Origin of the sequence: Pseudomonas sp. Sample_20 (assembly GCF_004307585.1) — a bacterium.
Classification (GTDB): Bacteria; Pseudomonadota; Gammaproteobacteria; order Pseudomonadales; family Pseudomonadaceae; genus Aquipseudomonas; species Aquipseudomonas atacamensis.
This window is the reverse complement of the sequence record NZ_RCOA01000062.1, coordinates 49,967-65,183: the sequence shown is the minus strand read 5'-3', so window position 1 is coordinate 65,183 and position 15,217 is coordinate 49,967. Positions and strand designations below refer to the sequence as shown.

15 protein-coding genes are annotated in these 15,217 nt (G+C 61.7%); 2 read left to right on the top strand and 13 right to left on the bottom strand.

From position 1 onward, the window contains the following. From D8U70_RS14265 to D8U70_RS14205, 13 genes are all read right to left on the bottom strand, one after another. Nucleotides 1–951, bottom strand: coding sequence for an LD-carboxypeptidase (locus D8U70_RS14265; protein WP_130929136.1), 951 nt, complete (start codon nt 949–951; stop codon nt 1–3). 132 nt (nt 952–1,083) lie between these two features. Then, complete coding sequence (gene lipA, locus D8U70_RS14260; protein WP_177433969.1) at nt 1,084–2,082, bottom strand: lipoyl synthase; 999 nt, start codon at nt 2,080–2,082, stop codon at nt 1,084–1,086. A 25-nt stretch (nt 2,083–2,107) separates the two neighbouring features. After that, complete coding sequence (gene lipB / locus D8U70_RS14255; protein ID WP_071173697.1) at nt 2,108–2,755, bottom strand: lipoyl(octanoyl) transferase LipB; 648 nt, start codon at nt 2,753–2,755, stop codon at nt 2,108–2,110. After that, the gene (locus D8U70_RS14250; RefSeq protein ID WP_016773029.1) at nt 2,755–3,030 is read right to left on the bottom strand and encodes a DUF493 domain-containing protein; all 276 of its coding nucleotides are present in this window, start codon (nt 3,028–3,030) and stop codon (nt 2,755–2,757) included. The genes lipB and D8U70_RS14250 overlap by 1 nt, the downstream gene beginning before the upstream one ends. A gap of 86 nt (nt 3,031–3,116) precedes the next feature. Continuing rightward, the gene (locus tag D8U70_RS14245) at nt 3,117–4,274 is read right to left on the bottom strand and encodes a D-alanyl-D-alanine carboxypeptidase family protein (protein WP_016773028.1); all 1,158 of its coding nucleotides are present in this window, start codon (nt 4,272–4,274) and stop codon (nt 3,117–3,119) included. Nucleotides 4,275–4,461: 187 nt separating this feature from the next. Then, a complete protein-coding gene (locus tag D8U70_RS14240) occupies nt 4,462–5,472 on the bottom strand; it encodes a septal ring lytic transglycosylase RlpA family protein (RefSeq protein WP_016773027.1) in 1,011 nt (336 codons plus the stop codon). Beyond that, nucleotides 5,472–6,482: a lytic murein transglycosylase B gene (mltB, locus tag D8U70_RS14235; RefSeq protein ID WP_071173698.1), complete on the bottom strand. Its 1,011-nt coding sequence runs from the start codon at nt 6,480–6,482 to the stop codon at nt 5,472–5,474. The genes D8U70_RS14240 and mltB overlap by 1 nt, the downstream gene beginning before the upstream one ends. Before the next feature lie 17 nt (nt 6,483–6,499). Further along, a complete protein-coding gene (gene rodA / locus D8U70_RS14230; protein ID WP_051600793.1) occupies nt 6,500–7,603 on the bottom strand; it encodes a rod shape-determining protein RodA in 1,104 nt (367 codons plus the stop codon). Between the two features lie 31 nt (nt 7,604–7,634). Beyond that, complete coding sequence (mrdA, locus tag D8U70_RS14225) at nt 7,635–9,530, bottom strand: penicillin-binding protein 2 (RefSeq protein ID WP_071173699.1); 1,896 nt, start codon at nt 9,528–9,530, stop codon at nt 7,635–7,637. Between the two features lie 10 nt (nt 9,531–9,540). After that, nucleotides 9,541–10,008 (bottom strand): 23S rRNA (pseudouridine(1915)-N(3))-methyltransferase RlmH, encoded by a 468-nt coding sequence (rlmH, locus tag D8U70_RS14220; RefSeq protein WP_011063671.1) that lies wholly within the window; start codon nt 10,006–10,008, stop codon nt 9,541–9,543. Nucleotides 10,009–10,017: 9 nt separating this feature from the next. Beyond that, entirely contained in the window at nt 10,018–10,512 is a 495-nt protein-coding gene (gene rsfS, locus D8U70_RS14215) for a ribosome silencing factor (RefSeq protein ID WP_016773024.1), read from the bottom strand. 72 nt (nt 10,513–10,584) lie between these two features. Next, nucleotides 10,585–11,274 carry a nicotinate-nucleotide adenylyltransferase gene (gene nadD / locus D8U70_RS14210; RefSeq protein ID WP_016773023.1) on the bottom strand — a complete coding sequence of 230 codons (690 nt, stop codon included), beginning with the start codon at nt 11,272–11,274 and terminating at the stop codon, nt 10,585–10,587. A gap of 1 nt (nt 11,275) precedes the next feature. Beyond that, a complete protein-coding gene (locus D8U70_RS14205) occupies nt 11,276–12,547 on the bottom strand; it encodes a glutamate-5-semialdehyde dehydrogenase (protein WP_130929134.1) in 1,272 nt (423 codons plus the stop codon). A 177-nt stretch (nt 12,548–12,724) separates the two neighbouring features. On the opposite strand from D8U70_RS14205, the gene D8U70_RS14200 reads away from it, so the two are divergent. Next, nucleotides 12,725–13,450, top strand: coding sequence for a DNA-3-methyladenine glycosylase (locus D8U70_RS14200; RefSeq protein ID WP_130929155.1), 726 nt, complete (start codon nt 12,725–12,727; stop codon nt 13,448–13,450). A gap of 154 nt (nt 13,451–13,604) precedes the next feature. Beyond that, nucleotides 13,605–14,921 carry a bifunctional DedA family/phosphatase PAP2 family protein gene (locus tag D8U70_RS14190; protein ID WP_016773020.1) on the top strand — a complete coding sequence of 439 codons (1,317 nt, stop codon included), beginning with the start codon at nt 13,605–13,607 and terminating at the stop codon, nt 14,919–14,921. Nucleotides 14,922–15,217: the final 296 nt, after the last annotated feature.

Here is a 15,217-nt window from a genome sequence, read left to right as displayed (position 1 = left end):
CTAGACTTTGATCACCACATCCTGCTCCAGCAGCAACTCCTGCTTCCCCGCATCCAGGCGCACCAGCGCGCCCAACGGCAGTGTCAGGTTCGGGTCGCAATGGCCACTGCGCCAGCCCGACAGCACCGGAATCCGCAACGGCTCAAAGGTTTGCTTGAGCAGCCGATTCAGCGCGTCGACTTCCACCCCGGCGATATCACCGACCAGCACACCGCGCAGTCGGGCCAGCTTGCCGGCCAGACGCATCTGGGTCAGCAGGCGATCAATGCGATACAGCGGCTCGTTGATGTCCTCGATGAACAGGATCACCCCTTCGACATCAATCTCGTAGGGCGTGCCGAGGGTTGCAGCAATCATCGCCAGGTTGCCGCCGAGCAAACGCCCGTGAGCGATGCCCGGTTCGACGGTGGATAACGGATAAGCCGCCGGATGGCTCAGCACACTCCCTGACTTCATTTGCCCGCGCAGCATGGCGAAGAATGACGTGACGGTCGGCGGCTCCTTGTCGCCGAGCAGGTCGGCATTGAGCAGCGGCCCGTGAAAGGTCACAAACCCGGCGTAGCGACTGATGGCCAGGTGCAGCGCGGTGATGTCGCTATAGCCGACAAACGGCTTGTTATGCCGGCTGAGCAGGTCGTAATCGATTCGGTCGAGCAGACGCGGCGTGCCGTAGCCGCCGCGCAGGCAAATGATCGCGTCGACTTCAGGATCAGCGAAGGCCGCGTGCAGATCGCGCAGGCGTACGTCGTCACTGCCAGCCAGATAGCCGTCCTTCTCATAGACACCCGGAAACACCTTCAGCCCATAGCCGCGCGCGCGCATCCACTGCAGCGCTTTTTCAGTGTCGAGGGCGCCGGGGCCGGCAGGCGCGATGACGCCAATCGTCCCTTCGGAGGGCAGTGCCGGTACGGGTCGGTGGGCAATCAGGGTGTGGCTCGGTCGAACGGTCATCCTTGGGCTCCAGCGGTAAAGTCATGCACACACAGTAGTCAGCTGAAGAGACAAACAAAAGCCCCATGTCTCAGGCAAAAAAATGCCCGCCGAGGAACCGTCCTCGGCGGGCATTTTTACATCAGCAGTGAATCAGGAACCCAGCAGTTCGGCCTTGACCAGCTTCGCCTGCTCGTCGGCGTGGTACGAGGAACGTACCAGCGGGCCCGAAGCGACGTTCTTGAAGCCCATCTTGTAACCTTCTTCGGCGAACCAGGCGAAGGTGTCCGGGTGCACGAAACGCTGCACCGGCAAGTGACTGCGCGACGGTTGCAGGTATTGACCGAGGGTCAGCATGTCGATGTCGTGTTCGCGCATGCGCTTCATGACTTCGATGACTTCCTCGTCGGTCTCGCCCAGACCCAGCATCAGGCCGGACTTGGTCGGGATATGCGGCATCATCTGCTTGAAGCGTTGCAGCAGGGTCAGCGACCACTGGTAATCCGAGCCCGGACGCGCAGCCTTGTACAGGCGCGGCACGGTTTCCAGGTTGTGGTTGAACACATCCGGCGGCTCGGCGGCGGTGATTTCCAGGGCGATGTCCATGCGCCCACGGTAGTCCGGGACCAGGGTCTCGAGCTGCACGTTTGGCGACAGTTTGCGGATTTCGCGGATGCAGTCGGCAAAGTGTTGTGCACCGCCGTCACGCAGGTCGTCGCGGTCAACCGAGGTGATCACCACGTATTTGAGCTTGAGGTCGGCGATGGCGATCGCCAGGCTTTCCGGCTCGTTGACGTCCAGTGGCTTCGGACGACCGTGGCCAACGTCGCAGAACGGGCAGCGACGGGTGCAGATGTCGCCCATGATCATGAAGGTTGCGGTGCCGCCGGAGAAGCATTCGCCGAGGTTCGGGCAGGACGCTTCTTCGCAGACACTGTGCAGCTTGTGCTTGCGCAGCAGGCTCTTGATGCGATCGACTTCCGGCGAAACCGGGATGCGCACGCGGATCCAGTCGGGTTTCTTCGGCAGTTCGGTGGTCGGGATGATCTTGACCGGGATGCGTGCAACCTTCTCGGCGCCGCGCATCTTGACGCCGGCTTCAACCTTGGGACGCGGGGCCGGGCGCTCGGTCACGTCGAGCGTCGGGATCATGGTTTGCACTGCATCAGTAGTCATATCAGTCGATTCCGCCCGTGAGGGTCGTCTGCTCAGCATAGTCGAGGTGTTTGACGAGCTGCGCGCGCAGCCGGGCACTTACCTCGGCAAATTCAATCGATCCTGCGTGATCGCTCAGCTGGGTCATGGCCAGCCCGGCGTAGCCGCAGGGATTAATCCGTCGAAACGGTTCCAGGTTCATATCCACGTTCAGGGCCAGGCCATGAAAGGAACAACCGTGGCGAATGCGCAAACCCAGAGAAGCGATTTTCGCTCCATCGACGTATACGCCGGGAGCATCTGGCTTGGCGGCGGCGGTGACGCCGTAGCTGGCCAGCAGTTCGATCAGGCAGGCTTCCATGCGGCTGACCAGATCACGCACGCCGAAACCCAGCTTGCGTACATCCAGTAACAGATAAGCCACCAGTTGCCCGGGGCCATGATAAGTCACTTGACCGCCACGATCGACCTGCACCACCGGAATATCTCCCGGCAGCAACAGGTGTTCAGCCTTGCCGGCCTGGCCCTGGGTGAACACCGGTGGGTGTTCGACGAGCCAGATTTCGTCGGCGGCAGTATTGCCGCGTTCGTTGGTAAAGCGTTGCATGGCATGCCAGACCGGCTCGTAAGCCATCTGGCCCAGCTCGCGAAAGCCCAGCGTGCCGTGCATCACAACACCATGTGCACGAAGCCGGTCGCCCGCAGTTCGCTGTTGATGTTGTACAGCTGATCCTGATCGGTGGCGACGATGTGCAGCTGGATGGTGGTGTACTTACCGGTGCTGCTCTGACGCTCGTCGATGCGCTCGTCATTGATGGTCGCGTGTTTCTTGACGATCTCGATGATCTGGTCTTTGCGGCCGACGCCCGTATCGCTGATCACCTTGATCGGGTAATCAGTCTGGGGAAATTCGATCTTTGGCGCCTGTACTTCGGTATCGGTCATGGCGTAACGGCCTCTATAGCGCAAGCCGTGGTAACGCACATGGCCCCGCACCGGATCGGGGCGGGGCCATGCAGGTCAACACAAAATCAGTTGAACAAGCCGTAGAAGAATAGACGGATGCTATCCCACATGCGGCGGAAGATACCACCCTCCTCGACGCCGTCCAGAGCGATCAGGTCGGCGCTGTGCACTACCTTGTCTTCCAGTTTGACTTCGACTTTACCGATCACGTCGCCCTTGGCGATTGGCGCAACCAGTTGCGGGTTCATGGTCATGCTGGCAGCGAGCTTCTTCAGCTGGCCTTTTGGCAGAGTCATGGTCAGGTCTTGCGCCAGGCCGGCCTTGACCTGGCTGGTGGTGCCTTTCCATACCGGCGCCTGCGCCAGTTCGGTGCCCTTCTGGTAGAAGGTCTGGGTTTCGAAGAAGCGGAAACCGTAGGTCAGCAGCTTCTGCGTTTCAGCCGCGCGGGCCACTTCGCTGTTGGTGCCGAACACCACGGCGATCAGGCGCTGGCCGTCACGTACCGCCGAGGACACCATGCAGTAGCCGGCTTCATCGGTGTGGCCGGTTTTCAGACCGTCAACGGTCTTGTCGCGCCACAGCAGCAGGTTGCGGTTAGGCTGCTTGATGCCGTTCCAGAAGAACTCTTTCTGCGAGTAGATCGCATAGTGAGCCGGGTCTTCGTGGATGATCGCACGGGCCAGAATCGCCATGTCGTGCGCCGACGAGTAGTGCTCAGGGTTTGGCAGACCGGTCGGGTTCATGAAGTGGGTATTGGTCATGCCCAGTTCGGTGACGGTCTTGTTCATCAGGTCGGCGAAGGCGTCTTCGCTGCCGGCGATGTGCTCGGCCAGGGCGACGCTGGCGTCGTTTCCGGACTGGATGATGATGCCGTGCAGCAGGTCGCTGACAGTGACCTGCGAACCGACCTTGATGAACATCCGCGAACCGCCGGTGCGCCAGGCGTTTTCGCTGACGGTCACCGGATCGTTTTCACCGATCTGGCCGCGACGGATTTCCAGGGTCGCGATGTACGCGGTCATCAGCTTGGTCAGGCTGGCCGGTGGCAGACGCTGGTCGCCGTTGTTTTCGACCAGCACGTTGCCGCTGCTGGCGTCCATCAGAACATAGGCCTTGGCGGCCAGTTGTGGTGGCGACGGCATCATCTCGGCCGCGAAGGCGGCTGGCGAGAGGAGCAGCGGGACTAGCAGACACAGGCGTTTGGCAAAGGTGGTGATGTTCATCCGTCTCTCGAAATCGCTAATGGAAACTTGCCCGAAGGCAAAACTTATTCAGACAGCCTTCTAACGGGCCATCGCGTGTTCAGTTGCTCACTCCAGTCACCCTTGCCGGGCTTTTGTTCTTCGACGAGCCAACAACCTGGTTCACCCCCCGAATACCGCAAGTGAACCGTCAATCAAGGTCTACGTGTTACTCGGTGACCACGCTGGGCGAACCCAGATTGGCCAGACGCACACTGTTCTGCACCTGGGCGATCTCACCCGGCGAGCCGATCGGCCCCAGGCGTACCCGGTGCAGGGTCTGCTGATTGCGCACGATCGAACTGATGAACACCGGCGCGCTCACCATCCCGCTGAGCTTCGACCTCAGCAGTTCGGCAGCGTCCGGGTTGGCGAACGCGCCCACCTGCAGATACTGGCCAGACGCTGGTGCAGAAGCGTTTTTTTTTGCATCGATCTGCACGGGCACCACGGCAGCGGCGTGTTGCTGCGGCGGCGGCGTCCATTGCTCGACGGTGCCGGCCGACGCCGTGATCACTGGCGCGCTATTCTGCGCCACTTGCGGCTCGTTGAGCATCAGCGGCGCCGGACGGCCCTTGGCCGCCCACCACTGCTGCGGATCGATGCCTTCGACCTTGACCCGCGCGGTGCCGGTTTCGGCATAGCCGAGCTTCTTCGCCGCAGCATAAGACAAGTCAATGATTCGATCGGAATAGAACGGCCCACGATCGTTGACGCGCAGGATCACCGTCTTGTTGTTGTCCAGGTTGGTCACCCGGACGTAACTTGGCAGCGGCAAGGTCTTGTGCGCCGCACTCATGCCGTACAGGTCATACACTTCGCCGTTGGCGGTGTTCTGGCCATGGAACTTGGTGCCGTACCAGGACGCCGTGCCCGAAGCCACGTAGGTCTTGGATTCCTGCAACGGAAAATAGGTCTTGCCCAGCACGGTGTAAGGATTGGCCTTGTACGGGCCGGTGTGCAGGGTCGGTGTCGCATCCGGGATGCGCGAAACATCGACATCCCACCACGGCGCGCCGTCTTTGTGCGCGCGGTTGATGTCCAGGCCCGGTTGGGCGCGGACAGCGGTGGACGGGGTTTTCTGCGTCGGCGTACGGCTGGTCGTGCAACTGGCGACCAGAACTGCCAACGCAGCGAAAGCCACCAGCTTCAGGGGTTTATTGTTAGGCAATGCCTGCATTACTTGACGCCCCGTGCTTGTACCAGCTGTTCAGACAGTTGATGTACGGCCATGGCGTACATCACGCTGCGGTTATAACGCGTGATCGCGTAGAAATTCTGCAGGCCCATCCAGTATTCAGGGCCGTTGTCGCCTTCGAGGCGAAATGCGGTAACCGGCATATCATCGCGCAGCGCATCATGACTTGACCAGCCCAGCCCCCGCAACTCTGCGACCGTCTTCACTGGTTCGATACCGGTGGTCAGGCCTTCATCGGCCTGCTCGCCGCGCACATCGGCGCGGCTGACCACCGGCTCACCGGCAACCCAGCCATGACGCTTGAAGTAACTGGCGACGCTGCCAATGGCATCGTCCGGGTTGTTCCAGATATTGATGTGGCCATCACCGTCGAAGTCCACCGCGTAGGCGCGAAAGCTGCTCGGCATGAACTGCGGCAGGCCCATGGCCCCGGCGTACGAGCCTTTCAGGGTCAGCGGGTCGACCTGCTCTTCACGGGCCAGCAGGAGGAACTCACGCAGTTCCTTGCGGAAAAATTCGGCACGGGGAGGATAGTCGAAGCCGAGGGTCGATAAAGCATCGATCACGCGGAAATTACCGGTATTACGTCCGAAAAAGGTCTCGACGCCGATGATCGACACGATCACTTGTGCCGGCACGCCGTATTCCTGCTCGGCACGGGCCAGGGTCGCCTCGTGCTGACGCCAGAAGTCGACACCCCGGGCGATGCGCGCGTCAGTGATGAACATCGGGCGATATTCATTCCACTGCTTGACCCGTTCGGCGGGTCTGGAGATGGCGTCGAGAATCGACTGCTTGCGTTGCGCCTCGCGGAACACACCCATCAGTTGTTCACCGGCGAAACCGTAGTCGCGGGTCATTTCGCCGACGAATTCGGCCACCTGCGGCGAGCCTTCATAGTCGCCGGCCAGCGCTTCCTGCACGCTCCCCAGCAGGCCCATCAGGCCAACCAGCGGCGCGCATCGAGTCGCCCAGCCACGCATTACTTGCATTGCACTCTTCACCTTATTCAAACCTGTGCGATCCACTTGCGATGGGTATGGATCGACATCAAAACCCCAAACGCTGACAGCAGCGTCACCAGCGAAGTTCCTCCGTAGCTAATGAACGGCAACGGCACCCCCACGACCGGCAACAGGCCACTGACCATACCGATGTTGACGAAAACGTAAACAAAAAAAGTCATGGTCAACGCGCCGGCGAGCAATTTTCCGAACAGCGTTTGCGCCTGGGCGGTGATCACCAGCCCGCGACCGATCAACAACAGATAGATCAGCAGCAGCGCGCAAATCCCCACCAGACCGAACTCTTCGCCAAGCACAGCAATGATGAAGTCGGTGTGGCTTTCCGGGAGAAAGTCCAGGTGTGACTGGGTGCCGAGCAACCAGCCTTTGCCGAATACGCCACCGGAACCGATCGCGGCTTTGGACTGGATGATGTTCCAGCCGGTGCCGAGCGGATCGCTTTCCGGGTCGAGGAAAGTCAGGACCCGTTGCTTCTGATAGTCGTGCATGACGAAGAACCACATCGCCACCGACACCGGCACCGCCGCCGCCAGCACGCTGAGAATCCAGCGCCAGCGCAGGCCGCCCATGAACAGGACGAAGGCGCCACCGGCGAGAATCAGCAGCGAGGTACCGAGATCGGGCTGGCGCACGATCAGAATGAACGGCACGCCAATCAGCATCAGGCTGATGCCGACGTGCTTGAGCTGCGGCGGCAAGGTGCGTTTGGACAGATACCAGGCGATGGTCGCTGGCATCAGGATCTTCATGAATTCCGAGGGCTGGAAGCGGATCACCCCGGGGATGTTGATCCAGCGCGTGGCGCCCATGGCATTGTGGCCCATGATGTCGACAACGATCAGCAAGACCACGCCGATCACATAACCGAGCGGCACCCAGCGGGCCATGAAACGCGGCTCGAACTGGGCGATGACGATCATCGCCACCAGGCCGATGCCGAAGGATGTGGCCTGCTTGCCGAGCAGATCCCAGCTCTTGCCGCTGGCCGAATACAGCACGAACAGGCTGCCGGCGGCGAGAATCAGCAACAGGATCAACAGCGGGCCATCGATATGCAGTCTTTGCAGCAACGTCGCGCGGCGACGCATCACATCCTCGCTGGAGAGCATGCGATCGAAATTATTCATCACGGGCCGGGGCCTCCGCAGTGATAGGGCTGGCGTACTCGGCTTTCAGGTGGCCATCCTGGTCGAGCAGCCAGGCGTCCATGACCTGGCGCACCACCGGCGCGGCAACGCCGGAACCGGACTCACCGTTCTCGACCATCACCGACACGACGATTTTCGGATCATCGGCCGGGGCGAAGCCGACGAACAAGGCGTGGTCGCGGTGGCGTTCCTGGACCTTGGAGCGGTCGTATTTCTCGCCCTGCTTGATCGCCACCACCTGCGCGGTACCGGACTTGCCGGCGATGCGGTATTGCGCGCCGATCGCCGCTTTGCGCGCGGTGCCACGGGCACCGTGCATCACCTGCTGCATGCCGTGGTTGACCTTGTTCCAGTCGGACGGGTCGCGCAGGACGATGTTCGGCATCGGGTTTTCATCCACCGGCTTCACCCCGTCGAGGGACTTGGCCAGGTGCGGACGGTTCCAGATGCCTTTGTTGGCCACCAGCGCCGTGGCCTGGGCCAATTGCAGCGGCGTCGACTGCATGTAGCCCTGGCCGATCCCGAGAATCAGGGTTTCGCCGGGGAACCACGCCTGTTTGCGCGTCGCGCGTTTCCATTCGCGCGACGGCATCAGGCCCGGGGATTCTTCGAACATGTCCAGCGAGACCTTCTGGCCGATGCCGAACTTGTTCATATAGGTCGACAGCCGATCGATGCCGAGCTTGTGCGCCAGGTCATAGAAGTAGGTGTCGTTGGACCGCATGATCGCCGTGTCGAGGTCGACGAAGCCGTCACCGGTACGGTTCCAGTTGCGATACTTGTGGTCGTAGTTGGGCAGCATGTAATAGCCCGGGTCGAACACCCGGCTCGAAGCCGTGACCACGCCGGCGTCAAGACCGGCAATCGCTACCGCCGGTTTGATCGTCGAGCCCGGCGGGTACAGACCGCGCAGCACGCGGTTGAACAACGGCCGGTCGATGGAATCACGCAACTCGGCATAGGCCTTGAAGCTGATGCCGGTGACGAACAGGTTCGGGTCGAAACTCGGCTGACTGACCATCGCCAACACTTCGCCGGTCTTCGGATCGAGCGCCACCACCGCGCCACGTCGCCCACCCAGTGCGGCTTCGGCGGCTTCCTGCAACTTGATGTCGAGGCTCAGAACGATGTCCTTGCCGGGAATCGGATCGGTGCGCTTGAGCACCCGCAACACGCGGCCACGGGCGTTGGTCTCGACTTCCTCGTAACCGACCTGACCGTGCAATTCCGGCTCGTAGAACCGCTCGATGCCGGTCTTGCCGATGTGGTGGGTGCCGCTGTAGTTGACCGGATCCAGCGATTTCAGCTCTTTCTCGTTGATCCGCCCCATGTAGCCCACCGAGTGCGCAAAGTGCGCGCCCTGCGGGTAATGCCGGACCAGTTGCGCGACCACTTCCACCCCGGGCAGGCGGAACTGGTTCACCGCGATCCGGGCGATCTGCTCTTCGGTCAGCTCGAACAGGATCGGCACCGGCTCGAACGGCCGACGCCCCTGCCGCATGCGCTTTTCGAAGATCACCCGGTCCTCGGGCGTCAGCTCCAGCACCTCGACGATGACATCGAGCACCTGCTGCCAATCGCCGGAGCGCTCGCGGGTCATGCTCAGACTGAAGCTCGGCCGGTTGTCGGCCACGACTACGCCGTTGCGGTCGAAAATCAGCCCGCGCGTCGGCGGAATCGGCTGCACATGGACGCGGTTGTTTTCCGACAGGGTCGAGTGGTACTCGTACTGGATCACCTGCAGGTAATACAGACGCGCGATCAACACACAGATCAGCGCCACAATCACGATCGCACCGAACACGACACGGCTGCGCACCAGACGGGCGTCCTTTTCGTGGTCCTTGATGCGGATCGGCTGAGACATGAGGGCAGGCTTACTTGTGGTAAGGGTGGCCGGACAACACGGTCCAGGCACGGTACAACTGTTCGCCGATCAGGATCCGCACCAGCGGGTGCGGCAAGGTCAGCGGCGACAACGACCAGCGCTGGTCAGCGCGGGCACAGACTTCCGGTGCCAGCCCTTCCGGGCCGCCGACCATGAAGTTGACCGTGCGCGAATCCAGGCGCCAGCGATCGAGTTCGACCGCCAGTTGCTCGGTGCTCCACGGCTTGCCGTGAACCTCCAGCGTGACGATCCGCTCGTTGTGCCCGACCTTGGCCAGCATGGCTTCGCCTTCCTGGCGGATGAAACGGGCCACGTCGGCATTCTTGCCACGGGTGTTGAGCGGAATTTCCACCAGTTCCAGCGCCAGCTCGGACGGAAGACGCTTGGCATATTCATGCCAGCCTTCTTCCACCCACTTGGGCATGCGTGAACCGACGGCGATCAGGCGCAGTCGCACAGCAATCCCTTAGAACTGGTCTTTGTTGAGCTTGGTGAAATGCTCGTGGGTGTTCTCCGGGCTGTGGTGCTTGGCATCGGCCGCACGGCTTTGCTCGGCACCGGCCCACAGGCGCTCCAGGTCGTAGAACTGACGCGCCGAGGCAGTCATCATGTGCACGATCACCAGATCGAGGTCGAGCAGAACCCAGTCGCTGTCGCCCTTGCCTTCTTCGCCCAGAGGCTTGGCGCCCTGCTTCTTCACTTCCTCGCGGACCTTGTCCAGCATCGCGTTGATCTGGCGATTGGAGGTACCGGTGGCGATGATCATGTAGTCAGTGATGCTCTGCTTGTCGCGCACATCAATGATCTGGATGTCCTGGGCCTTGACGTCTTCCAGCGCAGCGACGGCAATCTTGACCAGTTCGTCGCCCTTGAGCGGCTCATTGGTGTTGACGGCTTCCGGCAGTGGTGCGCTCTTGAACGTGCCTTTGCGCTTTACTTTCGGTAGATCTTTATCAGTCATATGTAACTCGTTTTGCTCATGTATTCGGCGGCTTGGGGATACGGTGATCCGTATCGGTGAAGCGCGCCTTGTTCAGTTCGACGCACGGTACAGACCGTGCGCATCGATGTAGGCCAGGACCGCGTCGGGCACCAGGAAACGTACCGACTTACCGCTGGCCAGCAGTTGACGGATCTGGGTGGCGGAAACCGCGAGCGGTGTCTGCCAGACGAATGCAATCTGTCCGCTCGGCCCTTTCAGGGCCAGCGGGTCGCTCACCGAACGCGCTGCCAGCAGGTTGCGCAAGGCATCCGGCGGTTCGCTGTCCGCGTCCGGGCGCTGTAGCACCAGGATGTGGCAATGCTGGAGCAACTCTTCCCAGCGGTGCCAAGTGGGCAGGCCGCAAAATGCGTCCCAGCCCAAAAGCAGAAAAACCTGGGTCTCGGCGGGCATCTCTGCGCGCAGCGACTCCAGGGTATCGATGGTCCAGGACGGTTTGTCCCGCTGCAATTCGCGGGCGTCCACCACCAGCGGCGGCAATCCGGCCACCGCGCACTCGACCATCGCCAGCCGGTCCTGCGCCGACACCTGCGGCGTCCCGCGATGTGGCGGCCGCGCGTTCGGCATCAGGCGCAACTCGTCCAGCGCCAGCGCTTCGACGACTTCCAGCGCGCCACGCAAATGGCCGATGTGCACCGGGTCGAACGTACCGCCCAGCACGCCAATGCGTTGCGGGCGCGACTCGCTGCCGGTGTGCGGCGCTGTCAGGTCGAGGTCGGTCAAGTCAGACCGTCGCCTGGCCGCGCAACTGGCCATCGCCGACCACGATGTACTTCTCGCAGGTCAGCCCCTCGAGCCCGACCGGGCCGCGGGCGTGCAGCTTATCAGTAGAAATGCCGATCTCGGCACCCAATCCGTATTCAAATCCATCGGCAAAGCAGGTCGGCGTGTTGATCATCACCGAGGCCGAGTCGACTTCCGCCACGAACCGGCGGGTGTCGGCGAGGTTTTCGCTGACGATCGAGTCGGTGTGATGGGAGCCGTAATGGTTGATGTGTTCGATCGCCTGCTCCAGACCGTCGACCACGCGGATCGACAGAATCGGCGCCAGGTACTCGGTGTGCCAGTCGTCTTCGCTGGCCGCGACCGCTTCGATGATCGCCCGGGTGCGCTCGCAACCGCGCAGCTCGACGCCTTTGTCGCGGAACTGCGTGGCCATCGACGGCAGGAAATCCCTGGCAACAGCCTGATCGACCAGCAGGGTTTCCATCGCGCCGCAGATGCCGTAACGATAGGTCTTGGCGTTGAAGGCGATGCGCTGGGCTTTGGCCAGATCGGCGTGTTCGCTGACGTAAACGTGGCAGATGCCGTCCAGATGCTTGATCACCGGCACGCGGGCATCGCGGCTGATGCGTTCAATCAGGCCACGACCGCCACGGGGCACGATGACGTCGACGTATTCCGGCATGCTGATCAGCGCGCCGACAGCGGCACGGTCAGTGGTTTCGACCACTTGCACCACGGCGGCGGGCAGTTCGGCTTCGGCCAGACCGCGCTGGATGCACGCGGCAATCGCGCGGTTGGAATGAATCGCCTCGGAGCCGCCGCGCAGGATGGTCGCGTTGCCGGACTTCAGGCACAGGCTGGCGGCATCGATGGTCACGTTCGGACGGGATTCGTAGATGATCCCGATCACGCCCAGCGGCACGCGCATCTTGCCGACCTGAATGCCCGACGGACGGAAGCTCATGTCGCGGATCGCGCCGACCGGATCCGCCAGTGCAGCGACCTGGCGCAAGCCGACGATCATGCCGTCGATGCGTGCCGGGGTCAGTTCCAGACGCTCCAGCAGCGCCGGCTCCAGACCGCTGGCGCGACCGGCAGCCAGATCCAGCTCATTGGCAGCGGCCAGCTCGGCGCGCGCAGCGTCCAGAGCATTGGCGGCAGCCTGCAAGGCGCGGTTTTTCTGCGCGGTGCTGGCGCGACCGATGACCTTGGAGGCAGCGCGGGCGGCGCGACCCAATCGGGTCATGTAGTCAAGAACGGACTCAGTCATGGTCTGCTGGGGTCTTGGCAAAGAGGAAAGCGGCAGATTATAGCTGCCGCGTCCCGGGACTAACAGCGGTGACGGGCGGATGGTCGAAATGAGCTGCGTTTGGCCGGCGTTCAGACGTAATTAAGCTCAGCGTTGTTATCATCACGACCTCTTGAGCCTGGATAAACCTTGCCCATCATGACCAACGTGCCCCTTTGCCCCGAGTCCGCGCGCCTGCCCGTGGGCCTGCCGGACAGTTTTTTCGACCGCGACGCCCAGGTTCTGGCGCAGGCGCTGCTTGGCAAAGTCATCCGCCATCGCGTCGGCGATCTGTGGCTGAGTGCGCGAATCATCGAAACCGAAGCCTATTACTGCGCGGAAAAAGGCAGCCACGCCTCGCTCGGCTATACAGAAAAGCGTAAGGCTTTGTTTCTGGATGGCGGCCACATCTATATGTACTACGCCCGCGGCGGTGATTCGCTGAACTTCAGTGCGCAGGGGCCGGGCAACGCGGTGCTGATCAAATCCGCCTATCCGTGGGTCGACGAGGTCAGCGGCCCGGCGAGCCTGGCGCAGATGCTGCGGAACAATCCCGATGCCCAGGGGCGACCGCGGCCGACGCAAAAGTTGTGCGCCGGGCAGACGCTGCTGTGCAAGGCACTCGGTTTGAAAGTACCGATGTGGGACGCCAAGCGTTTCGACCATGAATTGTTGCTGGTCGAAGATACGGGGCCGGCACCCTCGCAGATTATTCAAACCACCCGGCTGGGCATCCCGCTGGGCCGTGATGAACACCTGATGTATCGCTTCGTTGACGCTGCGTATGCGCAATGGTGCACGCGGAACCCGCTGCGACGGGGTCAGGTCGAAGGCCGGGATTATATTTTGCTTCCCGTAACCGACGCCGAATCCGTCAATGAATGATGACCTCCCCTGTGGGAGCGAGCCTGCTCGCGAAGGGGTCGTGCCAGCCAACGTTTCTATCGTCTGACACAGCGTATTCGCGAGCAGGCTCGCTCCCACGGGCCAGCAGTGAAACGCGTAACAATTACTTAAAGAATCAATGGAGTTTTTCTGTATGGGCCCATGGCTCGATAGCATCACCGGATGGCTCGGCGCCAATCCGCAGTGGCTGGCCGCAGCGGTGTTCATCGTGGCGTGCGTGGAATGTCTGGCGATCGCCGGGCTGATCGTGCCGGGCACGGTGCTGCTGTTTGCCGTGGCGGTGCTGGCCGGCAGCGGCGCGCTGTCATTGAGCGAAACGCTGCTGCTGGGCTTTCTTGGCGGCATTCTTGGCGACCTGATTTCCTACTTCCTCGGCCGCCATTTCCACCAGAACATCCGCCGCCTCCCCGGGCTACGCCATCATCCGGAATGGATGGCCGGCGCTGAGTCGTACTTCCAGCGCTATGGCATCGCCAGCCTGCTGGTCGGGCGTTTCATCGGCCCGCTGCGGCCGATGCTGCCGATGGTCGCCGGGATGTGCGACATGCCCTTCCCGCGTTTCTTCGCCGTCAGCCTGCTGGCCGCTGCGGGCTGGAGCCTGGCTTATCTATTGCCGGGCTGGGCCACGGGCGCAGCGTTCCGCCTGCCATTGCCTGAAGGTTTCTGGCTCGAAGCCGGGATTGTCGCGGCCAGCATTGCGGTGATGGTCGGCCTGAGCGTCAACAGCAGCGTGCGCCGCCATCGTCGCGCGACAATCTGGATCGGCGGCATGAGCCTGTTGATCCTGATCGGGCTGTTTATCGGCTATCCATACCTCACCGCGCTCGACAACGGTGTGATGACTCTGGTGCAGGAACATCGCCAGCCAGCGCTGGACGAAATCGCCGTGACGCTGACCCTGATCGGCGAATTCCGCAACATGCTGCTGTTCAGCGCCCTGCTCGTCATATTGCTGTTGCTGTGCAAGCAGTGGCGCCAGGCAGTGTTCGCGGGCGCCACCATGCTGATCACCGCCATGGCCAACACCGGCACCAAGTATTTTTTCGCCCGGGTACGCCCGGAAGTGCTCAGCGATCCATTGACCACCTACAGCATGCCCAGCGGCCATGCTTCTGGCGCATTCGCCCTGTTCCTGACCTTGGGTGTCCTGGCCGGACGCGGGCAGCCGCCACGCATGCGCCTGACCTGGCTGCTGATTGCCTGCATCCCGGCATTCTCCATTGCTTTGTCGCGGGTCTATCTCGGCGCGCACTGGCCAACCGACATATTGGCCGGTGCAATGCTTGCCAGTTGCGTCTGCGCCGCGATGCTGTGGTCAAACCAGCGGCAGGCGCCGCTCAACGCCATGCCTTTCAAGATCTGGTGGCTGATCCTGCCGTCCATGGTCGCGCTGTTCGGATTCTTCGTTATGCGCCACTTGCCACATACATTGTTGCGTTACGCCTACTAAAACAGGCAATTTACAAGCGACATTTCTTATACGCCGCTCTTTCGGAACATTCCGACAAGAGCGGCGCTTGCAACCTACGCAAACTTCCTCCCTCCCGGTTAACTTTCCTGGTTATAAAACCGACATTTCCGCATTCTCGATCGACGCAAAACTAGCGTTACATATTCAAGTTGAAACATGCCTGCTCAGTGTTTCGCGCTTCTGAAAAACCGTTAGATTGATGGGCCCGACTCGGACATTTGCTGGCTATCCATATTTATTCAAACCACGCATTGAAGTTCTGCCGAGTCATACAA

What these genes read in the sequence shown, in the direction of transcription:
- rodA (WP_051600793.1), bottom strand. Translation starts at nt 7,603, where the DNA reads ATGCGTCGCCGCGCGACGTTGCTGCAAAGACTGCATATCGATGGCCCG.
- lipB (WP_071173697.1), bottom strand. Translation starts at nt 2,755, where the DNA reads ATGCACGGCACGCTGGGCTTTCGCGAGCTGGGCCAGATGGCTTACGAG.
- mrdA (WP_071173699.1), bottom strand. Translation starts at nt 9,530, where the DNA reads ATGTCTCAGCCGATCCGCATCAAGGACCACGAAAAGGACGCCCGTCTG.
- D8U70_RS14245 (WP_016773028.1), bottom strand. Translation starts at nt 4,274, where the DNA reads ATGAACATCACCACCTTTGCCAAACGCCTGTGTCTGCTAGTCCCGCTG.
- D8U70_RS14190 (WP_016773020.1), top strand. Translation starts at nt 13,605, where the DNA reads ATGGGCCCATGGCTCGATAGCATCACCGGATGGCTCGGCGCCAATCCG.
- D8U70_RS14240 (WP_016773027.1), bottom strand. Translation starts at nt 5,472, where the DNA reads ATGCAGGCATTGCCTAACAATAAACCCCTGAAGCTGGTGGCTTTCGCT.
- lipA (WP_177433969.1), bottom strand. Translation starts at nt 2,082, where the DNA reads ATGATCCCGACGCTCGACGTGACCGAGCGCCCGGCCCCGCGTCCCAAG.
- D8U70_RS14200 (WP_130929155.1), top strand. Translation starts at nt 12,725, where the DNA reads ATGACCAACGTGCCCCTTTGCCCCGAGTCCGCGCGCCTGCCCGTGGGC.
- D8U70_RS14250 (WP_016773029.1), bottom strand. Translation starts at nt 3,030, where the DNA reads ATGACCGATACCGAAGTACAGGCGCCAAAGATCGAATTTCCCCAGACT.
- D8U70_RS14205 (WP_130929134.1), bottom strand. Translation starts at nt 12,547, where the DNA reads ATGACTGAGTCCGTTCTTGACTACATGACCCGATTGGGTCGCGCCGCC.
- D8U70_RS14265 (WP_130929136.1), bottom strand. Translation starts at nt 951, where the DNA reads ATGACCGTTCGACCGAGCCACACCCTGATTGCCCACCGACCCGTACCG.
- rsfS (WP_016773024.1), bottom strand. Translation starts at nt 10,512, where the DNA reads ATGACTGATAAAGATCTACCGAAAGTAAAGCGCAAAGGCACGTTCAAG.
- mltB (WP_071173698.1), bottom strand. Translation starts at nt 6,482, where the DNA reads ATGCAAGTAATGCGTGGCTGGGCGACTCGATGCGCGCCGCTGGTTGGC.